This window comes from Luteolibacter algae (assembly GCF_042683045.1).
GTDB classification, from domain to species: domain Bacteria; phylum Verrucomicrobiota; class Verrucomicrobiia; order Verrucomicrobiales; family Akkermansiaceae; genus Luteolibacter; species Luteolibacter algae.
Window position 1 is genome coordinate 175,535 of sequence record NZ_JBHUIT010000003.1, and the last position, 24,052, is coordinate 199,586.

The 24,052-nt window shown below is 54.7% G+C and carries 18 protein-coding genes; 10 read left to right on the top strand and 8 right to left on the bottom strand.

Annotation, left to right across the window (positions count from 1 at the left end):
• Nucleotides 1–57: 57 nt before the first annotated feature.
• Nucleotides 58–1,185 carry a radical SAM protein gene (locus ACFSSA_RS05065; protein WP_386818931.1) on the bottom strand — a complete coding sequence of 376 codons (1,128 nt, stop codon included), beginning with the start codon at nt 1,183–1,185 and terminating at the stop codon, nt 58–60.
• A 140-nt stretch (nt 1,186–1,325) separates the two neighbouring features.
• On the opposite strand from ACFSSA_RS05065, the gene ACFSSA_RS05070 reads away from it, so the two are divergent.
• From ACFSSA_RS05070 to ACFSSA_RS05105, 8 genes are all read left to right on the top strand, one after another.
• Nucleotides 1,326–1,919: an acyl carrier protein phosphodiesterase gene (locus ACFSSA_RS05070; protein WP_386818933.1), complete on the top strand. Its 594-nt coding sequence runs from the start codon at nt 1,326–1,328 to the stop codon at nt 1,917–1,919.
• Nucleotides 1,920–2,003: 84 nt separating this feature from the next.
• Nucleotides 2,004–2,870 carry a hypothetical protein gene (locus ACFSSA_RS05075; protein WP_386818935.1) on the top strand — a complete coding sequence of 289 codons (867 nt, stop codon included), beginning with the start codon at nt 2,004–2,006 and terminating at the stop codon, nt 2,868–2,870.
• 60 nt (nt 2,871–2,930) lie between these two features.
• A complete protein-coding gene (gene tsaD, locus ACFSSA_RS05080; RefSeq protein WP_386818937.1) occupies nt 2,931–3,932 on the top strand; it encodes a tRNA (adenosine(37)-N6)-threonylcarbamoyltransferase complex transferase subunit TsaD in 1,002 nt (333 codons plus the stop codon).
• A gap of 56 nt (nt 3,933–3,988) precedes the next feature.
• On the top strand, nt 3,989–4,618 hold the full coding sequence (locus ACFSSA_RS05085) for an HAD hydrolase-like protein (protein WP_386818939.1): 630 nt from the start codon (nt 3,989–3,991) through the stop codon (nt 4,616–4,618).
• Between the two features lie 48 nt (nt 4,619–4,666).
• Entirely contained in the window at nt 4,667–5,905 is a 1,239-nt protein-coding gene (locus ACFSSA_RS05090) for an OmpA family protein (protein ID WP_386818941.1), read from the top strand.
• Nucleotides 5,906–6,222: 317 nt separating this feature from the next.
• A complete protein-coding gene (locus tag ACFSSA_RS05095; protein WP_386818943.1) occupies nt 6,223–8,346 on the top strand; it encodes a DUF1800 domain-containing protein in 2,124 nt (707 codons plus the stop codon).
• Nucleotides 8,347–8,356: 10 nt separating this feature from the next.
• A complete protein-coding gene (locus tag ACFSSA_RS05100) occupies nt 8,357–9,760 on the top strand; it encodes a DUF1501 domain-containing protein (protein ID WP_386818944.1) in 1,404 nt (467 codons plus the stop codon).
• Nucleotides 9,757–10,452, top strand: coding sequence for a hypothetical protein (locus tag ACFSSA_RS05105; protein ID WP_386818945.1), 696 nt, complete (start codon nt 9,757–9,759; stop codon nt 10,450–10,452). Before ACFSSA_RS05100 ends, ACFSSA_RS05105 begins: the two co-directional genes overlap by 4 nt.
• Before the next feature lie 59 nt (nt 10,453–10,511).
• On the opposite strand, the gene ACFSSA_RS05110 is transcribed toward ACFSSA_RS05105, so the two are convergent.
• Nucleotides 10,512–12,167: a putative Na+/H+ antiporter gene (locus ACFSSA_RS05110; protein ID WP_386818946.1), complete on the bottom strand. Its 1,656-nt coding sequence runs from the start codon at nt 12,165–12,167 to the stop codon at nt 10,512–10,514.
• A gap of 134 nt (nt 12,168–12,301) precedes the next feature.
• Here ACFSSA_RS05110 and proB point away from each other — a divergent pair, with 134 nt between their 5' ends.
• Both proB and ACFSSA_RS05120 read left to right on the top strand, forming a co-directional pair.
• Entirely contained in the window at nt 12,302–13,069 is a 768-nt protein-coding gene (gene proB, locus ACFSSA_RS05115; protein ID WP_386818947.1) for a glutamate 5-kinase, read from the top strand.
• A 3-nt stretch (nt 13,070–13,072) separates the two neighbouring features.
• Nucleotides 13,073–14,344, top strand: a complete 1,272-nt coding sequence (locus ACFSSA_RS05120) for a glutamate-5-semialdehyde dehydrogenase (RefSeq protein ID WP_386818948.1) — start codon at nt 13,073–13,075, stop codon at nt 14,342–14,344.
• Nucleotides 14,345–14,371: 27 nt separating this feature from the next.
• On the opposite strand, the gene ACFSSA_RS05125 is transcribed toward ACFSSA_RS05120, so the two are convergent.
• The 6 genes from ACFSSA_RS05125 to ACFSSA_RS05150 form a co-directional block, all read right to left on the bottom strand.
• Nucleotides 14,372–17,755 carry an ArnT family glycosyltransferase gene (locus ACFSSA_RS05125; protein WP_386818950.1) on the bottom strand — a complete coding sequence of 1,128 codons (3,384 nt, stop codon included), beginning with the start codon at nt 17,753–17,755 and terminating at the stop codon, nt 14,372–14,374.
• On the bottom strand, nt 17,752–19,092 hold the full coding sequence (locus ACFSSA_RS05130) for a hypothetical protein (RefSeq protein WP_386818952.1): 1,341 nt from the start codon (nt 19,090–19,092) through the stop codon (nt 17,752–17,754). The genes ACFSSA_RS05125 and ACFSSA_RS05130 overlap by 4 nt, the downstream gene beginning before the upstream one ends.
• A 3-nt stretch (nt 19,093–19,095) precedes the next feature.
• On the bottom strand, nt 19,096–20,550 hold the full coding sequence (locus ACFSSA_RS05135) for an efflux RND transporter periplasmic adaptor subunit (protein WP_386818953.1): 1,455 nt from the start codon (nt 20,548–20,550) through the stop codon (nt 19,096–19,098).
• A 78-nt stretch (nt 20,551–20,628) separates the two neighbouring features.
• Nucleotides 20,629–21,597 carry a hypothetical protein gene (locus ACFSSA_RS05140; RefSeq protein ID WP_386818955.1) on the bottom strand — a complete coding sequence of 323 codons (969 nt, stop codon included), beginning with the start codon at nt 21,595–21,597 and terminating at the stop codon, nt 20,629–20,631.
• 38 nt (nt 21,598–21,635) lie between these two features.
• Nucleotides 21,636–22,886, bottom strand: coding sequence for a glycosyltransferase family 4 protein (locus tag ACFSSA_RS05145; RefSeq protein WP_386818956.1), 1,251 nt, complete (start codon nt 22,884–22,886; stop codon nt 21,636–21,638).
• Between the two features lie 48 nt (nt 22,887–22,934).
• Nucleotides 22,935–23,990, bottom strand: coding sequence for a glycosyltransferase family 2 protein (locus ACFSSA_RS05150; RefSeq protein WP_386818957.1), 1,056 nt, complete (start codon nt 23,988–23,990; stop codon nt 22,935–22,937).
• Nucleotides 23,991–24,052 lie beyond the last annotated feature (62 nt).

The window sequence follows — 24,052 nt, forward strand, 5'->3', positions numbered from 1 at the left end:
ACTTGCGGGCGGAGAGCTTTTCTCCGCCCTAGCCGGAAACGATCGAAACTCCAGGGATCACGCTTGAACCAGCGCCTGATCGAAGTCTTTCCAGACTGGATCGATATTCTGGTTCCGAAGCATTTCCGCGATTTCCGCAGGGCTACGGGTATCGTGGATCTGGAATTGCTCGGTGGCTTTTTCCTTGCCGGACTTTTCCGCCAGCTCCACCCGACGCCCTTTCACCGTGAGGTGCAGATCCTCTGATCCGGCTCCGGTGTAGCCTCCCGGCTCCGTGCGGGCACCTGCCGACATGTGGGTGATTCCCAGTGAAGCCATCGCATCCCGCAGCGGTGCGGGCTCCCGGGTGGAGAGCACGATCGCGACCTGGGGGAAGATGATCCGGAAAACTGTCACCAGCCGGAGTAGATCGGCATCTGGCAGGTAGCGATTCGGATCCGGCTCGTATTGATAGTTCCCCGCGTAGGGGCGCATCCGCGGAAACGCCACTGAAAACTGCGCTTTCCAGCAATGCTTGTAGAGATACTCAAGGTGCGCTGCCAGTGCCAAAGCCTCGTATCTCCAATCCGCCAGACCAAACAAAGCGCCAATCCCGATTCGTCGGAAGCCTCCGGTATATGCGCGCTCGGGGCAGTCCAACCGCCAATTGAAATTCTTCTTAGGACCTGCGGTATGCAGTTTCTCGTAGGTATTCCGATGATAGGTTTCCTGATAGACAATCAACCCTTCCGCCCCGTGTTCCACGATTTCCGAATATTGATCGTCCTCCATCGGGCCGACTTCCAATGCAAGGGTCGGGAAAAGCGGAATGAGCGCATCCAGGCATTTTTGCAGATAACCTTCTGAAACGAACTTCGGGTGTTCCCCCGCCACCAGCAACAAATTGCGGAAGCCTTGATCGTGAAGGTATTTTGCCTCCGTGACCACCTGATCAACTGTTAATGTTGTCCGGAGAATCGCTGAATCCCGTGAAAACCCACAGTAGGAGCAATTATTGACACACTCGTTGGAAACATACAGCGGAGCGAAAAGGCGCATGGTTTTACCAAAATGCTGCCGGGTCGTCTGCTGGGAACGACGTGCCAGTTCCTCCAAAGACACTCGATCATCGAGCAACGCAAGGAAGCGGCGCATCAGCGGTGTGGGATTGGCAATCAGCCCGGGAAAGTCAGCGGAGAATGACATGCGGGGAACGTGTAACATCAGACCCGGAACGTCCACCCCTGAACGTGCAGATTTTTCGGCTCAATTCACTTCGAATCGCTTACCGCTGGAAGAATCGCAGAAAAGCGGGATACTTGGGTGCACCCCGCCAGCCCGTAAATTTGAATTTCCTTGCCCATCTCTACCTCGCCGAAGCTTCGGATGAATCGCTCGTTGGCAATATACTGGGAGACTTTGTGAAAGGCAGACCGGAGACGCTCCAGGATCGCTTCCCGGAAGGAGTGATCACCGGAATCCGGCAACATCGTGCAATCGATGCTTTCACCGATTCCCACTCCAGCTTTGCTCGCTCCCGGATTCTGCTCCCGGCCCACCGTAGGCGCCTGGCCGGGGTGGTTGTAGATGTTTTCTACGATTACTTCCTTTCACAGCAATGGATAGGAGGAGAAAAAGCCCGAAAGGATTTTATCCATCACTGCTACGATACGTTGCGAAAACATGATTCCTGGTTCAATCCACTTTTCCGTGAAGCTCTCCCGCGGATGATTTCGGAAAACTGGCTGGAATGCTATTCCAGTCTCCCGGGTCTCGCGTTGACTTTCCGTAGAATTGCCAGCCGTGGCCCGGCGGCAAGCCCAGTCCTCGGGGCAGAAGAGGATCTTGCTAACCAGCTCTCGGCATTTGAGGCGAATTATTCAGAATTTTTCCCCCAGCTATGTCGATTTTCCCGGACTTGGACGAAGACGCACGCTTAGACCTTACGCAATTAAACTCCTATTGCGAGTTTATCGCGTTTCATTGTTGACCCTAATGCAAGTTCTTTGCACTTTTTCCCGCGCATGTCCAAATTTCTCCTCACCACCGCCGTTTTAGCTGCTTCCGCGATCCACAGCGCCGCACTGGAAGATCACCACCAGCATTCCCATGACCAAGCCGCACCAACCGGACAGGGAGATTGGCTTGAGCCCTTTGAGCACGTGCATTTCAGCAAAAGCGGCACCCCCGTGGTTCACTCCTTTGGCATCGAGCCCGCGCTCACCGGCCGGGACTTTTTCCTCAGTCATAGATACCGCAAAGGTGATGGCACGCATGAACACGAGATCGAGGCGGAACTTGAGTGGGCGCTGACCCGCCGACTGGGGCTAATTTTCGAGCTTCCCTACGCCTACGTCGATGAGGAGAGTGTTGGCACCAGCGAGGGATTCGGCGATCTTGCTATCGTGCCCCGTGCTTTGGTTTATGAAAGCGAGCGATTCCTTCTCACCGCTCAAGTGGAGGTGATCGCCCCCACGGGTGACGATGAAATCGGCGGCGAGACATCCATCGCCCCGGGCTTTGCCGCCTGGCTGGATCTCGGAAACTGGTGGACGTTGAATAGCCAAGCCTCCGTAGAACACGTGTTCGCGGAAGATTCCAGCGAGTTCGTGTTTGGCTTCGGACTTGTGAAAACCTTCGGAAAAAGCGGTGTGGCCACTCACTCACATAGCCATCATAGCTCTGTTGGTCTGCTGAATCTCCACGCCGAAGTCGCGGGAACAGTAGGACTGAACGGCGACGAGAAAGGCAGAATCAATGCCGAAGGCCTGCTGGGAATCAGCTACGGGCTCAGCTCCCGCCTCGATATCCGCGCCGCTTATGAGTTCCCGCTCACTTCACCGGAGGATTTCGATCACGGTGTGGTTACCGGCATCATTTACCACTTCTAGTCTCGCAGATCACATGGGTTCGCTATTGCGAAATCCCGCACAGCCGTGAACTATCCGCCCGTGTCAATTTTCCTGGCGATAGAAAGTTCTTGTGATGAAACGGCGGTCGCCATCCTACGTGGCGAGCCCGGTGGTGTGTCCGAAGTATTGGCTAGCGAGATCGCCTCCCAGATCGAGGAGCATCGGGAGCACGGCGGAGTCGTGCCGGAGCTGGCCTCCCGCAGTCACTCGCTGAGCCTCAACGGCCTGGTGGAGCAGGCACTATCCACGGCGGGGATAGCGATGGCGAACATTGATGTCTTTGGCGCCACGATGGGCCCCGGCCTGGCCTCGTCGCTTCTTGTCGGCAGCACGGCCGCAAAAGCGATGTCTTGTGTCTCCGGGAAACCATTCGTCGGGGTAAACCACCTGGAAGGTCATTTGCTTTCACCTTTCATGGACAGAACGGAAGTCCCCCGCCATGTGGGGCTGATCGTCTCCGGCGGACACACCTTACTGATGGAAGTCAATTCTGCCGGAAACTACACCAGACTAGGCAGCACCCGCGACGATGCGGCAGGCGAGGCTTTTGATAAGGTGGGAAAAATGCTGGGCCTCCCCTATCCCGGCGGGCCGGAGATCGAAAAGGCAGCCAGAAACGGCAATTCCAGGGCCTATGATTTCCCCCGGTCCATGATGCAGGGTGGTGAACTCGATTTTTCCTTTTCCGGGCTGAAAACCGCAGTGCTTTACACCCTGCAAAAGGATCGGCAGGCGAAGTTGGAAGACATCGCGGCATCCTTCCAAGCCGCTGTGGTAGAGGTCTTGGTGGATAAAACCATTCGGGCGGTGAAGCTGGTGCGGGCGGAGACGGTCGGTATCTCAGGCGGGGTCAGTCTCAACCAACAAGTCAGGAATGCCTTCATCGAGCGCTGCGATAAAGAAGGCCTTGAGCTGGTGATCGCTGAAGGCAGTGTCTGCACCGACAATGCGGCAATGATCGGTTTTGCCGGCCTGCTCAAATACTTTGCGGGGAAAATCGATGGATTGGACGGCGATATCGATCCAAACCTCAAACTCTGAGGAAAAGTCCGCTTTTGTCTGGCAAGAGCGATCCATGCCGGACAAATTTCCACCGCATGAAATACAGGGCGCTGATTTTTGATTTCGACGGGACGATTGCCGATACGCTCGGAGAAACCCGGAAAATATTCAACGAGCTGGCTCCTGATTACGGGATCCGCCAGGTGGAAGAACACGAAATGGCAGCCTTTCGCCACCTTTCCCTGAAGCAGATCCTTTCAGAACTGGATATCCCGAAGCGCCGGGTGCCTTCGATGATCGCCCGCGGCACCGGCATCATGCGCGCAAATATCGATCGCCTACAGCTCATCGAAGGCATGAAGGAGGCACTGATTGATATCCGCGAGCATGCGGACAGCTTTGGCATCCTCACTTCCAACGCCACTGCCAATGTGGATGTCTTCCTGCGAAACCACGGAATCCGTGATCTCTTCGAGTTTGTATCGTCCACTTCAAAACTGACAGGGAAGGCACGGCATCTACGCGCGATCCGTAAGACCTTTTCCCTGCGATCCGAGGAAATGTGCTACATCGGCGATGAACTCCGGGACATGAAGGCTGCCAAGAAAGCAAGAATCCCCCACGCCGCTGTCAGCTGGGGCTTCAATTCACGGGAATCTTTGGAAAAAGTGAACCCCACTCACATTTTCAATCATCCCAGCGAGTTTGCCATACTGAAAGGCTGAATCACTGGCTGATTGACAGAACAGCACGGCATTCGACAGGGTCTCCCCATGTCAGAAGAGAAACAGGTGGAAGAGACCAAAATCGTGGACGAAACGGTGACGACCCACACCGAATCCGTGCAGCTGGATCCTGAGGTCACCCCCGCCGAAGGCCCTGCGGAGGAAAAGAACAAGATGGCCGGGATGATGACTCCCATCGTTTTCCTTTTGTTCATGATCTTCGCGATGGTTGTGGTGCTTGTCGTTAGCAACATGAAGCGCGGCAAAACCTCTACTCAAACAAACCTGGCAGACGACCCGGCCGTCGCCGCGCTCAAAGCCGATGTCGACGCGCGCCGCAACGAGCTCAACCGCCAGCGCATGGCAATGGGACTCCCACCCATCGAAGGCTCTTCTGAGCCACTGGAAAATATTGCAGAACGGCTCAAGAATGATGCCGATACGCTGGTGAATCTATCCAACCGTTTTCAGCAAATGCTCGCGGAAAAAGATACGGAACTCTCCAGGCGCAATAGCGAGATTCTACGCCTTGAAAAACTCCGCCAGGATGTCTCCGCGGAAAATTCCCGCATCCAGGCGGAGCTCCAGAGAGCGCTTCTGGGCAGTGCGGACAACGAGCAACTCAAGCGCATGTTCAACGACGTCAAGTCCCAGAGGGACGCACTCTCCGATGAGCTTGCGACCACTCGTAAAAAGCTCAATGAAATGTCCGGCAGCGTGAATGAGGAAGAATTTGCAGATCTTCAGCGGCGCTTCCAGGAAACGCTCCGGTCGAAGGAATTCTTCGAAAACCGTGTCAAGGAGCTCGAAGCACAGCTGGGAAAAATGAACCTTTTTGCCAAATCGGAAGACGAGCTTCTTCCAGCTGCCGTGGAGTTGTTCCGTAGACTGAGGAAGCTGGAAGGCCTCCCGGATTCCGACCTGACGACGGAATACAGCAAGCTCGGCGTCGATCTGGGAGCAAATGTTCTCCATACCCTCCACTTCAAAACCGGCTCCAGCGAGCTGACACAAACCGAACAGGATCAACTGAAACATATCATCGAAGACGATGTCCCGGATGGCGATCTTGTCTTGATTGTCGGCTATGCCTCTACCACTGGCGATGCAGCTGCCAACGAAACACTTTCCTCAAACCGCGCCACTGCCGGTGCTGAATTTTTTGCCAGCCGCAAGCGTTCCGGACAGCGCGTCCAAGCCGTTTATCTCGGCCAGACGGATCGCTTCAGCAGCCGGATTCCAGAGCGCAACCAAATTTGCGAGGTCTGGAGAATCCGCCAGAAGTAAATTCCAGCTTTCCCGACACGAGACCTGACACTGATTTTCCGGTGTCAGGTTTTTTTATGCAAAATTCTCTTCACTTCGACATGTCAACCGATTAGTTGTCACCACTGCCCCAAATTTTGGAGCAGTATAAAACCCAAAAACAAAACCCAAGCCTAGTATCCCGATACCCCGGCAAGCAGGCGGTAAACATTGCTTACCCCAGCCTACCGAGTGCGGGATACAAAGCAGAGCGCTGTCGATAAAAATCAGGTCCCCTATTTTTCTCGGCAGCGCTTCTGCCCCGGCCAGCCGAACCTCCCGGCAAAAAAACCAAAACTATGAAAAGCTTTTCACCGAAAAGTCGACTGAAGGCTACCCGTGTAGGCCTCGGCATGTTCTCCCTTGCCAGCACACTCCTGGCGAATCCGCCCGAAGTCTCGGCAGTCGGGAACCACATCGAAGTGAAATTACCGGACACCGCATCGTCCGATTTCCGCATGATCGAATGGTCACCGGATTTGATCAATTGGGAGCCCATTGCCCGCCGCCATGGAGCCAGCTGGGAAAATCTTTTTCCCTATGCCTTGCCGATCAGAACCACCGGCAGCAACCAGGTGCTGACGGACTATCCCGATCAACCCTCCGGCTACTATCGGGTTGTCACTGAAAGCGGATCCGGCTTGTCCAACATGGAAGCCGCTTCACGCTTTCTCCAGCAGGCAACCTTCGGGCCGACAAGGAACATGATGGCGAGCTTTCCCGGGATCACGGAGCCAAGCGGTTTCAATGAAGCTCCTTACGTTTTTTTTGACCAATGGATCACCGCGGAAATGGCAAAACCGGTCGGCTCTCTAAGGGCCTACTGGCGGCAAAGGTCGAATCCGGACTTCGTCAACATGACCGGCAATTCCCCGTCCGAGGTAGGCCATAACCCCGCTTACGGACAGGAATTCAGCTATTATTCATCCGGCACGGTCGATCCCAGTCCGAGGATTGTTACGATTTTCAATACCAAACAAGCCATCTGGTATCATCATGCCATCAGTGCGGATGACGCTCTCCGGCAGCGTGCGGCATGGGCATTGAGCCAGATATTTGTCATGTCCACCGCTGGCTTCAGCGGCACAGATACCGTCGAGTGCTGGCTGGCTTACTATGATATTTTCCAGCGCAATGCATTCGGGAACTTCCGCGATATTCTCGAGAAAGTAACCTACCACCCGATGATGGGCGATTACCTTTCCTACACAAATAATCAAAAAGCGAACACCTCCACCGGCACGTTTCCCGATGAGAATTACGCGCGTGAAATCATGCAGCTCTTCACTATTGGTCTGTGGCTGCTGAACCAGGATGGCACTGCGGTTCTCGATGCAAACGGGAACCAGATCCCAACGTATGATAATGACGATATTTTTGAGTTTGCAAAAATTTTCACCGGCTTCCGGAAACAGGCGAACCGGGACAATGTGGAAAACAAAAACGGCACCGGAAACCGGGTGGATCCGATGAGGCTCCAGTCAAGCTGGCACGATTTCACACGCAAAAAGCTACTGGATTATGATGGTCCCGAGGGGCCTGCGACCGCGCCGATAATCGGTCCCTTTGATTCCAACGATGCGGGAATGCGGGAGGAAGTCTCTGTGTTTCTCGACCATTTGTTCAACCACCCGAACACCGCTCCTTTCATCGCAAGGAACCTGATTCAACGGATGACAGTTTCAAACCCGTCCCCACAATACATACACGATGTGGCCGGTGCATTCATTTCCGGCAGCTACAATGGGACTGGCTCAAACCAGCGTGGCGACATGGGTGCTGTTTTCCGGGCGATTCTCCTTCATCCCGAAGCCCGTAATCCATCCTTATCGGGCGATCCCGGACACGGGCGGCTACGCGAGCCATTGATCCGCCTCATCAGTGTGGGGAGAGCGTTCAATCTCACCCCCTCGCCCGGAACCGTGAACTGGAAAACCAACCCGTTGGAAATTTTCACGTTCAAAAACACGGATGAAATCGTCGGCCAAGAGCCATTCGGCTCACCCTCGGTATTCAATTTCTACCTTCCTGACTTCCAGCCACCAGGCATTATCTCAGACCGTGGCCTCTATGCTCCCGAGTTTGAGATTCATACCGATGTTCTGGCCATTACCCTGCAGAATGCCTTACACGAGCTGGTGATGGACGATTACAAGCCCACGCTGTTCTACAACAGTGCCCACTCCGATCTGGATCTGAGTTATGAGATCTCGCTCGCGGCCGATAATCCATCCGGGCACCATGCTCTCATCAATCATGCGGCGACAATGTTGGCTCCCGGGAGGTTGCTGGAAACAAACCGCGCCACTATTTTCGATGCCATTGATGCGATCAATGGGAATAGTAATTCCGATCGGGAAAAGCGCGTCCGGCTGACTCTATGGCTCATCACCCTGCTGCCGGAATTCAATACACTCCAATAAATCCCAAGCCATGAAACCGAACCTAAACCGCCGACAATTTCTGCAGCAAACCAGCTGCGCCGCCGTGGGGACGGCATCCCTATTCTCCACACTCCTTTCCCTGCGGCTCACTGCTGGTGCGGCATCCGGCGGAACATTTGGAGATTACAAAGCGCTCGTCTGCCTCTTCCTTTCCGGGGGAAACGATTCCTACAACATGTTGGTCCCGCGTAATTCCGGAGCCTACTCCGCCTACAGCTCCGCCCGCTCCTCGCTTGCTTTGCCGAAGTCCGATCTCTTGCCTGTTACCAGCACTGGCCAGGCTTATCAGGAATTCGGCATCCATCCGGAACTTCCCTACCTACAAACCCTGTATAACAACGGAAATGCTGCCTTTGTTTCCAACATTGGCACCTTGATCGAGCCTACCAGCATCTCATCCTATCAGAATAAATCCGCCAAGCTTCCCACAGGGCTATTTTCACATGCCGATGAACGGCTGCATTGGCAGACAGTCGTTCCACAAATCCGTGGTGCGGGTCCGAAGGGATGGGCGGGGCGCGTGGCCGACTGCATGGCGCAAGTCAATTCCACTGGCTCAATCGCCATGAACCTCTCCCTATCCGGAAACAATGTGCTGCAAACAGGAAAGAGCACGGTGCCTTATATGACTTCGCCCAAAGGAGTCGTTTTGCTGGATGGCTACGATCCGACAAATCCCGGCGATCCCAGCACCATCGCTGTGAACAGTATTCTCAGCCAAAATTACAAAAACCTGTATCAAAAGACTCTCGCCGAGAAAAACCGGGGATCGATAGACACTGCCTTCGCATTTGATAGTGCCGTTAGTCCTTTGAGCACCACGGAAAACTTCCCGAATACTACAGTCGGCAGCCGTTTGGAAACGATCTCGAAGGTGATGAAAGCAAGAAATACGTTGGGCATGAACCGGCAGATTTTCTTTGTGGAGCGCGGTGGATGGGATCACCACAGCGCGGTTCTGAGCAACCAGCAGAATCTTTTTTCCGAAGTCGATGCAGCCATCGAAGCCTTTTGGAAAGAAATGAACCAGCTGGGACTACAGAACGATGTCGTCCTTTTCACCGCCTCGGACTTCGGGCGCACGCTGACTTCAAACGGTAGTGGATCGGATCACGCCTGGGGCGGCAACCAGTTTGTCATCGGCGGCAGCCGCACAAATGGCGGTCCGCTCAATGGTGGAAAAATTTATGGAGAATACCCGGATCTTTCGAGCGGCAGCTCATTGGACATCGGCCGCGGGCGATTGCTTCCGACCACTTCGGTGGATGCCTATGGCACAGAGCTAGCCTCCTGGTTTGGCGTTCCCAATAGCGAACTGGAAACCGTATTCCCGAACGCCGGGAACTTTTTCAACCCATCCACCACGCCACACCCTCTGGGAATGCTCGCATGATCCGGAACTCTTCACCTACCACCGCCACTTGTGCTTTGGTCTTCAGCCTCTCCTTTGCTTCTCTGGCTTCCGCCGGTCTTTCCCTGACCACCTCCACCTTTGACAATGATGACGATGGCTGGCGTCCCTGGGCAACTTCCACGGAAAGTCCGATTACCGCTGGAAATCCTTATCTGAAGCTGGACTCAGATGGAGCGGAAGAAAGGGGCAGGCTCATCACCTTCAGTAGAGAAACGGCGTGGACCGGAGATTACATCTCCATGAACGTTACGGCTGTTGAGCTGGATGTCGCGAATTTCAGCAGTAGCGATACCTTGCACCTGCGGGTAGCTCTCGGCACCCGGGCTTCTCCCATGCAATCCGGGGGGACTTGGTTTGTGAGCTCCGCCGCCGTCATTGTCGGGACCTTGTCGGACTGGACCCACGTATCCCTCTCTGTGGCGGAAAACGAGCTTAGCCGGGTGGGAAATTTTGCCGGGGAAATAGGCACCGACACCTACGCGGAAGCACTTTCCAATATCCAGACCATCAGACTTTTTTCCGCCGTCCAAATTGGCACGGCAATCGGTGATGAGTTTATTGGTCCTGTCGGCTTTGATAATATTTCACTGATTGTTCCTGAGCCCTCCTCCTCCGCATTCATCGTATTCTCCTCACTGATTTTTTGCCTACGCAGAAAACGCAGACATTAAAAAACCAGAGAGCAGCCGATGCCACCCTCTGGTTTGTGAATTGAATCCGGTAGGTTTCTCTACTCGGAAACTTTCGCCGGCAAATCGCCCATGCTCTCTGCGGCAGGAGCTTGATCGTGCTCTTTGCCATGCTCCACACCCTCTTGAGCCGGACCGTTCGGCAGAACGATGAAGCATAGATAGAGGATAATAGTTGGGACCAAAGCTCCTAGGAACAGATAAAGGGGAGAAACACCGCCTTTGAAGAAGCGAGCAAGAATGCTCTGGCCCGCAGGGTTCGGAGCATTCGCAATGACTGTCAGGCCACCACCTGTTACAGCACCGGCGACAACTGCATGCTTCGCAGTGATCGAAAGTCCCTCAACCTGCGAGGCAAGGTAGGTGATTGCCGCATTGTCATTGAAAGCGGTAAGAATTGTGGATCCAAGCATCAGGGTGGAATCACCCAGAGAGCGGATCACGGGATCAATCCACCAACCTTGCAAGCCACCGTGGATGATCAGACCAGCCAGGAAGAAGCCAACAAGGATAGGGCTCCGGAGCGATACCGAATTTTGGTGATGTCTTGTCGACATGCGGAATGCCAGGAAGAACAGGAAGCCACCCACGAAAAGAACCGGATAGTGCGCTGTGTATACTGTCCAAGCCAGGAAGACGAGATGCACCATGGTGATCCAGGTAGGGATATCGTCTTCACGCTCCTGCCATGGGAGGCGTCGGCCATCCTCGTCCTCGCCTTTTGCTTGATTCACGCTGAGCTGTTTAAGCTCCTTACGGAAGTAAACGTAGTAGCAGAAAGTCGCGATGAAGATCCCGGTGACTGCTTTCCAGCCGAAATGCTCAAGCATGAAAAGCGTGCTCCACTCCCACGTTGCAGCTACCATCAGCACCGGTGGAGCAGCAAAATTTGTCAGAGTTCCGCCGACTGAAATATTCACAAACAGCAAGCCGATAGTCGCATACGCGAACTTCTTCGAAGGATGATTGCGATAGAATTTTTTCGCCAGCAGCATTGCGCCAATGGTCATTGCAGCCGGTTCGGTGATGAAGGAACCGAGAATCGGAGCTACAATCAAAACGCTTACCCACCAGGCGCCAGGCGAGCCCTTGCCGAGGCCGGCAGCCTTTGCCATTAGTTTTTCCGCAAACCGGAGAACCGGGCGGCTGGCGGCAATCGCCATGATAACCGCCACAAACATTGGTTCGGTGTAGACCCGGTCATTGTTCACATAGAGTTTGAAATCCTGCCACGAATAAAAATATGCGGCCGCTCCCGCGAGTGCCAGCACCCAGAGTCCGAAAATTGCCTCCACTTCGCCGAGGAAATGGAAAACTGTCGCACCAAAGGAAACTTCATCCTCACCGTCGGGATGCGCGTCATCCTTGGGCCCGCGGATGCGGAGCCTCTCCGCATGTTCCACTTCAAGCTTGTGGGCAATCTTGTTAAGCGGGCCCGCGGCGAATGTATGCAGAATCGCGAGCAGGAAGATAATGGTGGCCGCCACGTTGAAAGGATTCTGGGAAGCTCTCGCTTTCAATACATCCATCAATCCACCTTCCACTTCCGGGTAATTTTCCGTCGGCATTGGCAGATGCGAATACTGCACGGAGCCATCCGCGAATGTATAAGCAGCCTCTTCGGAAGAAGCTGCCATAAGCTCGCCTGCAGGCATCAGGAATAACAGCAATAATAGAACTCGGATGAAAAATTTCATAATACAGGCGTAGCCAATAGACTGACATCAGCAGTTCCGCAAGGCGAACTTGGAACTCCCGCCCAAGCTTTACATTGGCAATTCGTGCCAGACGGGGTTAGTCCTCTCTGGCGGGAATCCGCAAATACTATCTCATGGACAAAAACCTCACCGTTATCAAAGCAGGCACAGGAATCCTTACAAAAGTCGCAGACGGCACAATTGATCGCGCGGCGCTCGTTCATCTGGTTACCGCAATTGCGAAACTCATGAAGAGAGGACACCGGTGCGTTTTCGTATCATCGGGCGCGGTCGGTTCCGGAGTTTCAGCGATGGGTCTTACCGAGTATCCGCAGGATATCATCACACGCCAGGCATGTGCCGCTGTCGGCCAGGCCCGCCTGATGAGGATCTACACCTCGCTCTTTGCGAACTTTGACATTTCCGTGGCCCAGATTCTTTTGACGGCCGGGGATATCAAGGGACCACAACGCGCTGGATATATTCTCAACACGCTCAACCGCCTCATCGTCGAGCCACGTATTCTACCGATCATCAACGAAAACGACTCCGTCGCCATCCGCGAGCTAAACTTCGGAGACAATGACATGTTATCTGTCAGGGTTGCAAAACTCATCGGGGCAAATCGCGTCATTCTCCTCACAAGTGTCGATGGTCTGCTAGATCCGGAGACCAACGAAGTTATTCACGAAGTGGACGATATCGACAGCGTCTTCCAGCACGTCCGCTCGGACAAAGGGAAATTCTCCATGGGTGGAATGGCATCCAAATTAAAAGCCGTAAAATTCGCGGTCGAAGAAGGCATCGAGGTGCACATTGCCAACGGCCGGGAGCCGCACAGACTTTCCGAAATCGTGGCAGGCAAAGGCCTGTCCACACGTTTCAAACCCCAACTCAGCTGATTCATGCCAGACAAGATTACCGAACAAATTCACGAAATGGGTCGTCAGGCCCGCGCCGCTTCCTATCAGCTATCCCAGCTCTCAACGGAAAAGAAAAATAGCATCCTCCTAGCAATGGCTGCCGGCCTGCGCGAAAGCTCCGCGGAAATTTTATCCGCTAATGAAAAGGACATCGCCGCTGGAGAGGAAAAAGGTCTTTCCTCCGCTATGCTGGACCGGCTTCGCCTCGATGAAACACGCCTCGGGAATATTGCAGAGGCGCTGGAACATGTGGCAACGCTGCCGGATCCCGTCGGGCAGGTTCTCGATGCATGGGACCGTCCGAATGGCATAAAGATCGAGCAACTCCGCGTCCCCATCGGCACGATCGGAATCATCTACGAAAGCCGTCCGAACGTCACTGCGGATGCAGCGGCACTCTGCTTCAAGACTGGCAACGCCACCATCCTCCGTGGGGGGAGCGAGGCCATCCATTCAAACCGGGCCATCGCCACCGCTTTGCAAACCAGTGGAGCGAAGGCGGGCCTTCCGGATCATTCCATCCAGCTCGTGCCATTCACGGACCGCCAGAGTGTGGCGGCCATGGCTGGTATGGATCAGTGGCTGGATCTAATTATCCCACGTGGTGGAAAAGGGTTGATCGAGACCGTTGTGTCACTCGCACGCATGCCTGTCATCAAACACTACGATGGTATCTGCCACCTTTTCGTCGAGAAAAACGCTGATCAGGAGATGGCGGTTGCGCTAACGGTCGATTCCAAAACCCAGAAGCCGGGAGTTTGCAACGCATTGGAAACTCTTCTAATCGAGAAATCGATCGCCGCGGACTTCCTTCCCAAAGCCGCGATGGCACTTCGTGAAAAATCCGTAGAATTGCGGGGTGACGAGGCATCTCGTGCGATCCTCCCGGATCTTATCCCCGCAACGGAAGAAGATTGGGGCACGGAGTATCTGGAGAAAATCCTATCAATCAAGATCGTCGACGGCATTGATGAGGCCATTGAGCACATCAACAGCTACGGCTCCCATCATACCGACTGCATTGTCACCACTGATACCGATGAGGCCGAAAAATTCCTCCGCGCGATTGATTCCGCATGTGTGATGCACAATTGCTCCACACGTTTTGCCGATGGCGGGGAATTCGGGTTCGGCGCGGAAATCGGTATCTCCACTGACAAGCTTCATGCCCGCGGCCCGATGGGTCTTCGCGAACTTACCAGCTATCAATACCGCGTCCGCGGCGAAGGCCAGGTTAAGGCACCCGTTTCCTGAAAATCATCAGCTCCCGCTTTCCGCACTCTACTCGGTCCATTGATTGGGCTCAGTGCGGAAAGCCTGATAGCGATGGGCGGTTCTATCCCAAAGATAGACATGCCAGAGGTAACTGCGGAACGCCAATTGGCAATTCGCACGGATGAAATTTTCTTCCCGTGCTCCAGCATATTCCCAGCGTAAATTGCGAGTCCTCGAACGGAGCTTTTCACGGTTTACCACAATCCATACCCGCTCCTCGCGCGCGAAAATATCCTGGAACTGTGCCAACCGGTTGATGACTTTTGCATCACCGTTCCGATCCCTGAGCAACCCGTCATCGGAATAGGCGAAATCATAGAGAATCGGCAAAGCCAGATCATAATCCGCTTGGCCGAGCTCCATCTTCGCAGCATGCGGATGAGGCTCCGTAATCATTACCTTGTCTTCGCTCCGCAAGTTTGAGCGCACAAATCTCAGCGGAGTGATCGGATCGCCCAAGAGGGTTTCATCATAAGACCCGGGGATGCGCCACGGGCTCCAGCTGAGGATAATTCCCAGCCCTAGCAATGCAGCAATCGCCGGCCCCATCCGGCGTGGCGCACCCACCCGGCGCAGCTGGAAAACCACCTGCCGGGATACCTCTGCCACTCCGTGGACACAAAGCGGGATCCATAACGTCGTGTATGCATATTGGTAGCGGAAGCTCGTGGAAGTGACCAAAAGGTTCGTAAACAGAACTGCCGTATACAACAGAGTGTGCATCGCTAGAATACTCCGATCACCACGTCGCAGCGCGGCCATCAAACTGAAAGGAAGAAATGCGCTCGCCAGCAAATGAAGGCGCGAGTAGCCGATAAACATCGACACTAGATTTCCCAGCTCCCAGAAATTTGGGGCAATCGTCGCCTCGACATTCGGCGACACACCGGAAGTCCACGTGAGGCATTTCATCTGGAAAACCAGGACATCAATCACGAATAGAGCTCCGATAATCACTCCCGCCAGCCCCGCCTTGAACTCCCAACGCCACGGAATATCCCGGCCGAACAGGAGGTAGGTCACGAACAATGATGGAGCAAACCCGATGCTGATTTCCTGGCTCAAAATCGCCGCTCCAAAACTGAACACTGTGGCAAGGATCCATCCCGGTCCGGCAGCCTGCACAAAACCGCGCATCAAACATACTGCAGTAATAGTAATTAGAAGCTGCTGCTGCTGGTAAAAACGCGCGATGTGTGAGGTGAAAATCAGAAATGGATGTAGGGCGAAAAGTGCTAATGATCCCACCGCTATCCAGCGATTTTTAAAACACACACGGCACATCCACCACACTGCGGCACCGGTCGCCACTCCGGTGAAAACGGAGAACAACCGCAGTGTCCACAGGTTTGTCCCGAAGATCCAAGCGACGGCGGCGGCCACATAATGATACATCGGGCTGCGGGTATACCAGATGTCTTTTCCGATCTCGGGAACCCCTTTCACCACGATTGAAGCCACCCCTTGGATCGAAGCAAATTCATCGTCATCGATGGGTTGTAAATCAGCTTTCCAGCCGCGCACAAAAAAACATATCACCAGTAAAATTGTGAAGGCCATCCAACGTCTTCCTTTGCCCCGGGTGCGCATTCCGGAAGATTTCTTCAACACCAATGGTGCCATCACCGCGATGCATGACGAAAACAGCAGCGCCCAGCCAGCCCAATGCCGCTCGCGGAAAAAAAGAAACTCCGATCTTTCGAAAAGCGAAGACCTCAGCCCGAAGACAAGTAATGCGGCAATGGCAAACCATACGCAGGACAGCACCAATTTCCCCGGCAGGTAGCGGATGATCATGCGGGCGCCAAGGGCTGAGAATATGCCCAGAAATATCGAATACACCTTCCATAGCCTGCCCGGCCATCCGTTGCCGACGAAGCTCATGGGCGGAAGTTTTTTGCTATCCGCCAGAGAGTTGAAAGCAGGTGCCGCAGAAGATCTCGCCCCGTCATCCACCCGCCATGCGGAACTCCCGGTGGCAAAGAGCTGCCTGGCACCTCCCGCGTGATCCGTAACCAGCTCCGCTGCAATACGCCGCGTGTTGCTTCTCGTGTATCCAGCATCCAAGCCCGGCACCAGGCGGATGCGTAATTCGTTCGCACCGCGACGAATCATACCATCGACACCGTAGCCGAAAAAGCCCTCGTCATTGCGAATCCGGGAGACTTCCAGCGGCACTACCAGAGCGGCTTCTTCATCATAGCCCAACGGATCTGCCTCGCGGCCTTTGACTTCCTTTTCCCCATAAGTGTCATCCAGGCCTTCACCTTCCGCAGTGGAATTCGGCCGCTCCCGGGTGCGGTTCAAAGTATTTTCGAAACGTTTGAAATCATTCGCAGTGGGATCACCGTGCCGCGGGTTTTCAAAACGTGTTCCCGAAAACGGGCTCGATACCTCGTCGGGATCCAGCAGCGTCGGCATCGTCGCCAAAGGCCGGCGCCCTTCCCAGCCGACCAACCATCCACCATCGTTCAATGAGCTTTTCTCACGGCTTCCCGGACGGAGTGCCTTGCCATTGATCGATACCGCGTAGGCCTCTGCGGTAGCGACCCGAAGGATGGCATTTTGTGGGAGTTTTCCTTGATCCCAGTTCAGCACCAGCTCCTCGTAGCCAGCACCATTCTCCAGAGGAGAAAGCCCTACCCAGCTTGCATGAAACGGATTCTCGAACGTTCCTTGGGGAACCATTGTTTTTCCGGAACGAGGGCCACGCGTCCATGCCTCGGCCTCTCGCCATCCTTTCATTCTTATCTCCGGCCTCACCCATTCCTGCTGGGTGCAGCCGACCGGGACAGGCTCCGCCAGCCAAGCGCTATTCGTATTGATCGGGACCACAGAACCACCCACCAAGCGGATTTCCCCGGTCAAAATTACGGCCGGCTGCGGTTTCCTAGCCTCGGTTTCGATGCAGATCGCGTTTTTTCCCTGCCGCAAATATGGACGGATATCGAAATAGATCGGCGTCTTGTGATTTGCATGGCCTGTCCACTGGAATTCCCGTGGAAAGTTCAAGGCCATCGCCGGATCCGAGGCAGTCAATCTTTGCCCGGGTGCGCCAAGACCGTTTTGAAACTGTCTGGTCGAGCGCCAATAGGTCCAGGCTCCCACCGGATCTCCATTCACCGTGATTTCAAAACCTCCCTGTGCGGCAATCCTCACCCATGCGGAGTCCACATCCTCGATAAGGGTAAAGTCCTGCCTGAAGCAAGCAGTTGACTGCAAATCATCTGCTGTGCGAATCCATCGGGCATCCGCCGGCCATACAACTTCCCGCACCGGCGGATCGTATGGCTTCCACCATTCCCCGCCGAGCAATACAGCCATGGCGACAGCAAGACCAATCCAGATGGCAGGCCATAGTTTCAAAAGATCGTTCCGCTGGGATTTCATCGTCCTTGGGAGAGTTTTCTAGCGGCGATCGCTTCCTGGTCATTTCCCGCGGCAGCTTCTCCCTGGGCTAAAAATCCTTGGCTGGCGGCCAGAATTCCCCGGCGCTCCTTCCGTAAAAAACTGCCTGTGAGAGGCTTGATTCTTGAGGCGGCAAAACGGTTTCCGGCGAGATCACCCGATTGCAGGCAGGCCAGCTGGTAATGAAACCAGGCCTGCATACACGTCGGCTCCTCATCCAATAACAATCCGAACTTGCGCTTGGCCTCGGTGAGGCGGCTCGAGTTCACATCGTCGATACAGTTTCTCAAAAGTCCCCGCAGCACCTCTCTCCGCTCCGATACGGTCAGCTGCTGCCTTCTTTTCAATAAGTCCTCCAAAAGCGCTGACGACCGCGCACCATATCCTTTATCGAAGAGCAACCATGCCTCGTGGAGCTTCGCCGCAGGGACATCCGTCTGTCCAAGCTGCCGGAGCAGGGCCCCACGCTGTAGGATCACGCCACTGTCGATGCACAGCGCAGGCAGCCGCTTCCCCGCTAACTCCAATTTTTCCAATGCCTCCCGGGGCTGCCACGACATGGCATCCTTTCTGGCCTCCCTCAACGCTCTTCCACCGAGAATCAGAGGTATCATCGTGAGTAAAACGAAGATCGCCGCGGAGCCGCAGAGCGCAATCGCGGTCCCCCGCAACAAATACTTCCGCTCTCCCTTCGCGGCTCCCCGTTGCCCCCAGCCGAAACTTCCTGTCAACATGAAGAGCACGCCGAAGACGCAGAGAAACCAACCTTTTCCCGCGAACTGACTAAAGGCCGGATTGTATCCAAACCACCAGACCATATCCGGTATTTCCGCGATGCCCAGTGAAAGCGAACCAGACATCGGCGGACGGAAAACCGCGAGCCGGTCAGGCGGATCCTGGGCCCACAAACCCATTCCACCGGGAACGGGGCGTTCCGAATGCCCCCGATAAATATCGCCGCCCAGCCAGGTCAGGTTATCAAACTGCTGCTGCAGCCAACCGGCATCTCCGGAGGTCGTCTCGTCCATCACGATCACCGACTGCGGAAACCACAGTAAAAATGGCAGCACAGCGGCGAAAACCGCTGAAAGCGTAGCATGTTGGCCCGCCGTTTTTTTTCGTAGAAGCAGCCAGCCCAACGTGCCTGCAATAATGAAAACACAGCCAGCCTTCCACCACAGCGTCGAAGGGGCATCCCTAACGATCAAACTCCCATCCACTTCAAAACCCGTGGGCAGCGCAAACCAAGGCATGCATAGACCGGCGAGAAAGAAAAGCAGTCCGCCCAAAGCCATCAGCATGGAGAAAATCGAGCGCATATCTCAATCTCCGGCAGGTGGCACAAAATCCTCCCAGCGCCGCTCGATTCTAATCGGATCACCCTCCTCCAGCACCCAATGACCGCGGACGATGACTTTCTCTCCCGGATTGAGGCCGGAGAGGATTTCAACCTTTGTATCCTCGACGATCCCAACCTCCACCAAGCGTGATGCCCAATTGTCATTTTCATCCACCACGGAGATATAGCCGGTGCCGGCGGATATGGATACTAGCGCCCCACGTGGAATCGCCAGGTTCTCCTTTTTGATCCTGATTCTTGCAAAACCAGTCATGCCCAGCGCCGCCTTGTCGGCCTTCGGAGTGAGGCCAATTCTTGCATTGAACGTAGCCGCCCATTCCGCCGCTCCGCTACCCCGGGGACGCAGCGGCCGGTTGGTTTCCGGACCACCCTGGTTGAACGAAACCACCGGAACGATCAACGACACCGTGCCGGGAAAAGGATGTCCCGGGAAGGCTTCCAGATGAACTTGGGCTGCCATCCCGGTTTCCACATCTGTGAAATCCGCCTGATCGAAATACGCCTCAAACCAGCGGCCCGCAGCAATTACGAATCCCGGTTTTCCACTATCCTGGTTATATTCTCCTGGATTCAACAACACCCGCTCCACAATCCCCGCATCCGGTGCACGGACATCATACCCGAGCAATTCCCGTTCGCGATGGCGCACCGCTTCTTCCGCATCTTTCACTGCGTTTTCAGCGATTTTCAGGCTTTCCTTCACTCCCTTCTCCGACATCGCCATCTGCAGCCTGGCTTGGGAAACCTTGCGTGTTGCCTCCGTGAATTCACCCTCTACGGCCAGCAATGCCGTCCGGGAAACCGCGCCACGGGCAAATGCCTCACGATATTTCTTCACCTTTTCCTCAGCTTGCAAAATCAGCTCCTCGTCCGCCGCCAGATTGACCTTTTCCATCGCCGGACGCTCCTGCGCGAGGACATAGGCGGAACCTAGCTGGACCCGGGAGAGCTCCGCCTTCGCAGTATCAACAGCCAGCTTCGCGGACTCTAGTTTGATCAATGCCAGGGTATCATCCATCCGCGCCAGCACTTGATCCTTCTTCACGACGTCACCGGGCTCCACGAGAACTTCTCTGACCATTGCCATTGGAATAACCGGCGCGAGCAAAGGAGTGCTCGCGCATGTTCCCTCTCCCATAATCCACCGCTCGAACTCCGCGTTTTTTGCGATTGCGATTTCCACAGGCAATGGCCGGCCGAGCTTCCGTATGACGGATGGATAGCCGAGCTTTGAGCTATAAAATTTCGATCTCGGATCTGTCCACGAAGGCGCGATCACCGCGACAACAAGCAAAATCCCAAGCAGACCTGTGGCAACAATCGCCATCAGGAGCTTGAGATTCGACAAGGTTAGTTCGATCACCAAAGACCACAAATCGTGGAATTTGGTCATCAGGAAACGCATCGCTCTGTTCATCACTGGGAATACTTAATAATAAATATACACGAACTACCAGAGCGATCCGATCGGATTCCTGCAGAAGTAAAACTCTCCTTACTTAGCTACTTCACATTCCGATACGGGAATTTCCTGATGACTCAAATGACCGATTAGCAGGCTGCCGCCAAGTGCCAGAAGCTCTGCAAAAATTTGAAGCGCGCGCCACATCACCGCGATCGCGATCGCATCGGGCAAAGGGAGATAATTCGCGAGAAACCAAGCAATCCCGGCCTCTCTGACACCTATCCCCCCTGGCACGCCGATGGCGAAAAAGCCGATCAACCACGCCCCGCCATCCGCTGCGGATGCAGTCGCGAAGGAAAAGTCCACCGAGTCTGAAAACACGGCTTTGACCAGCAGCATCAGCATAAAAGCATGGAATACGCATAGCCCCAGATAGGCCAGGAACGATCTCAAAAGCGGCAGCGCACTCCAGCCGTGCACACGAAGTGGGGCCAGGCGTTTCAACACCGCGCTTCTCACCGGCTTGATTGCAACAAGAGCTGCGCCGATAGCTGCTCCGGCAACTGGGATTATCCAGTACAATGAGCCCGCATCCGCATTTTCTCCGCCGAGTTTGATCAAAAGCTCATCAAGGATTTTCCCATCCAGCAGGAGTCCCACTCCGCCCAAAACCGCCCAAGCCATGATCGTAATCAAAAGCTCGGCCACAAGACTCGCCCCCGCAATTGCCTTGGGCACGCCGATTGCAGGAGCTTTCACAACTCTCGAAGCATAGCCCCAGATTCCTCCCGGCAGCCACTTCATGGCCTCGCATTCGATCCAGGTCCTCGTGGCAGTCAGCCGACTCACGCCACAGCCGAGGCCTCTTAAAACCTCCGACCAGACCGATGCATTTATAATCGTATAGGCCACCAGCCCGAGCAGCACCATTGCCACCAAGCCATAATTGGCTCCCTTGGCTGCTGAGAGCACTTCAGGAAGATTTTTCCACAAGATCGAAAGGGGCAATCCGATCGCGCAGGCGAGCAGGACGGGCTTGATGGCTTTTTTGATGTTCATTTTAAAAATGGTTATAGCTCCTACCAGTTGGAATTCGATTACGCGGCTAGCTCCGATGAAGCTGGAAGTTCGGAAAATTCCGGAACCTCGCCGCGATAGACTTCGAGCGTGAGCTTGGCGCAGCGCTCCCAATCGAAAGCCCGCGCCGCATGCCGAGCTCCTTCCTCACCGAGGCGGGCAGCCAATGCCGGATTTTCGATGATGCGTTGGATCGCAGCAGCAAGAGCGGCTTCATCCTTTTCCGGAACGAGCAACCCGGTTTCCTCATGGATGATCACATCCACAATCCCCCCCACACCGGAGGCAACCACCGGCTTGCGGTTGGCGAGAGCCTCGATCAGCACGACTCCGAGCCCTTCGGTGTCTCCTTTGTCATCGAAGATCGCCGGATGAACATACATCGTGCAGGTGCGATACAACTCGCTGAGTTCCGCATTCGAAACAAAGCCTGCAAAACGGACTTTCCCTGTCAGGCCAAGCTCTGCGGAAAGGGCTTCCCACTCCGCCTTGCGGTCCCCTTCTCCGGTGATGACCACTTCCACATCCTGTTTGGCAAGAACCTGGGGAAGGGCGCGGAGTAGTACATCGATACCCTTGCGCTGCACCAACCGTCCGCAGAAAAGCAGCAACGGAACCTCGCGAATCTCCGCATGGGTATTTTCCGGAATTTCCGGGACCGTCGCACCGTAAGGCACGACACGGGATTCCACCCCACAGAGGCGCTTGACCTCCGCTGCGGTATGGGAGCTATTCACGCAAACCTCATCTGCCTGACGCAGCAGGAAAGAAAGAATTTTACAGATGATGCGATTGTTTCTGGCCAGAGCCAGCTCCGCACCATGGCACATGGCTACAACTCTCACACCGAGAAACCACTTCGGTAGCAGCGCCCAGAATCCATGGGGAAACGGCCAATGAACATGCAAAACCTCGGTCTTGTCCTTGATGCACCAGCGGAAAATCGAGAAAACACCGGACAGAAGGTAGGGAATTACCAAAAGCTTGTAACCGAGTGAGCGGGCTTTGTTCGGTGCGCCGGAATCATGGGTCAACGTCTCCAACGCAGCAGTCGCATAGCGGAAACGGTGGACTTCGATCCCATCGATCTTGTGATCTCCGAGGCCACGGAAAGTCGCGGCGTAAACTTTCAAAGACTGCAGCGAGGATACGGTGCGGCGGGCCATTTCGCGCATCCATGGCACTTGATGATCATCCTGCGAGCGGGAATATGTCGAAGTAACTACGGCTACTCTCGGGCCGCGGGTGTTATGGATTGATGCTGATTTCATGACTGGGGATAGCTGGAAAAGGGTTGAAAAATTTACGCGGTCTCAGGCTTACAGCCCCATCGCTGTAGGAGGCACCTCTTCGTTCCCCAAATCGGCGGAAAAGCGATCCAGCTCCGGCACTACGCGCAACTGGGGAATCTGGGAGGCACTACGCTCCGCGACCGGAAGGCTACGGCCCGGCTCCATATTGGCATGAACGCGATGCTCAAGACTGAGCCCCTGCCCAACGGCACTGACAGCCGCAGCGATAAGCACGGTGCCGGCAAGAAGAAGCGAGGCAGCACCGGAGCCCCCCATAACCAGTGTGGCGACAGCACCTGTCCAGATCGCCAGGGCAAGGATGCTTAGGACGATTGCGATGCGCCCGAAGAAGTGCATCGGACGGTTGCGGTAGGTTTTGAGGAAGCCGACGGTTGTCATATCAAAGATGCCGCAGAGGATTCTTTTCACACCGTATTTGCTTTTACCGAACTTCCGTGGGTGGTGCAGCACAACAAGCTCTGCGGTTTTGAACCCCTCGAACGAAGCAAGGGATGGAACCATGCGGTGCATCTCACCATACATCGGCAGCTGCTTTGCAACCTCACGGCGGTATGCTTTGAAGCCGCAGTTGTGATCATGAAGTTTGACACCAACGATGTGGCTGAGCATTGCGTTGAAAACGCGGCTTGGCAGGACTTTGTGCCACGGATCGTGACGCTTTTGCTTCCAGCCGGTCACAATATCATAACCTTCTTCGATCTTTTCGAGGAAACGAGGAATTTCATTCGGATCATCCTGAAGATCCGCATCCATGGTGAAAATTACATCTCCGTTGGATTCCGCATATCCGAGAGAAAGGGCATCCGCCTTACCCATATTCTGGCGAAAACGCAGGGACACGATATTCTTTGGCAACTCGGAGGCCAGACGAAGCATCTCGCTCCAGGTCCCATCCGTGCTACCATCGTCAATAAGAACGATCTCCCACTTGTAACGGAGATTTTCCATTTGTTTTTGAATCTCTGTGCAGAGCGTTGCCAGAGTTGCTTCCTCATCCTTCGCAGGAATGATGAAGCTAACGGTAGGACGGATGATGGAAGAGTAAGGAGAGATAGTTTTCATGACGATAACTACATCGCTAAGATCGTGCCAAATCGACAAAAAGACTTACAACTACCTAACTA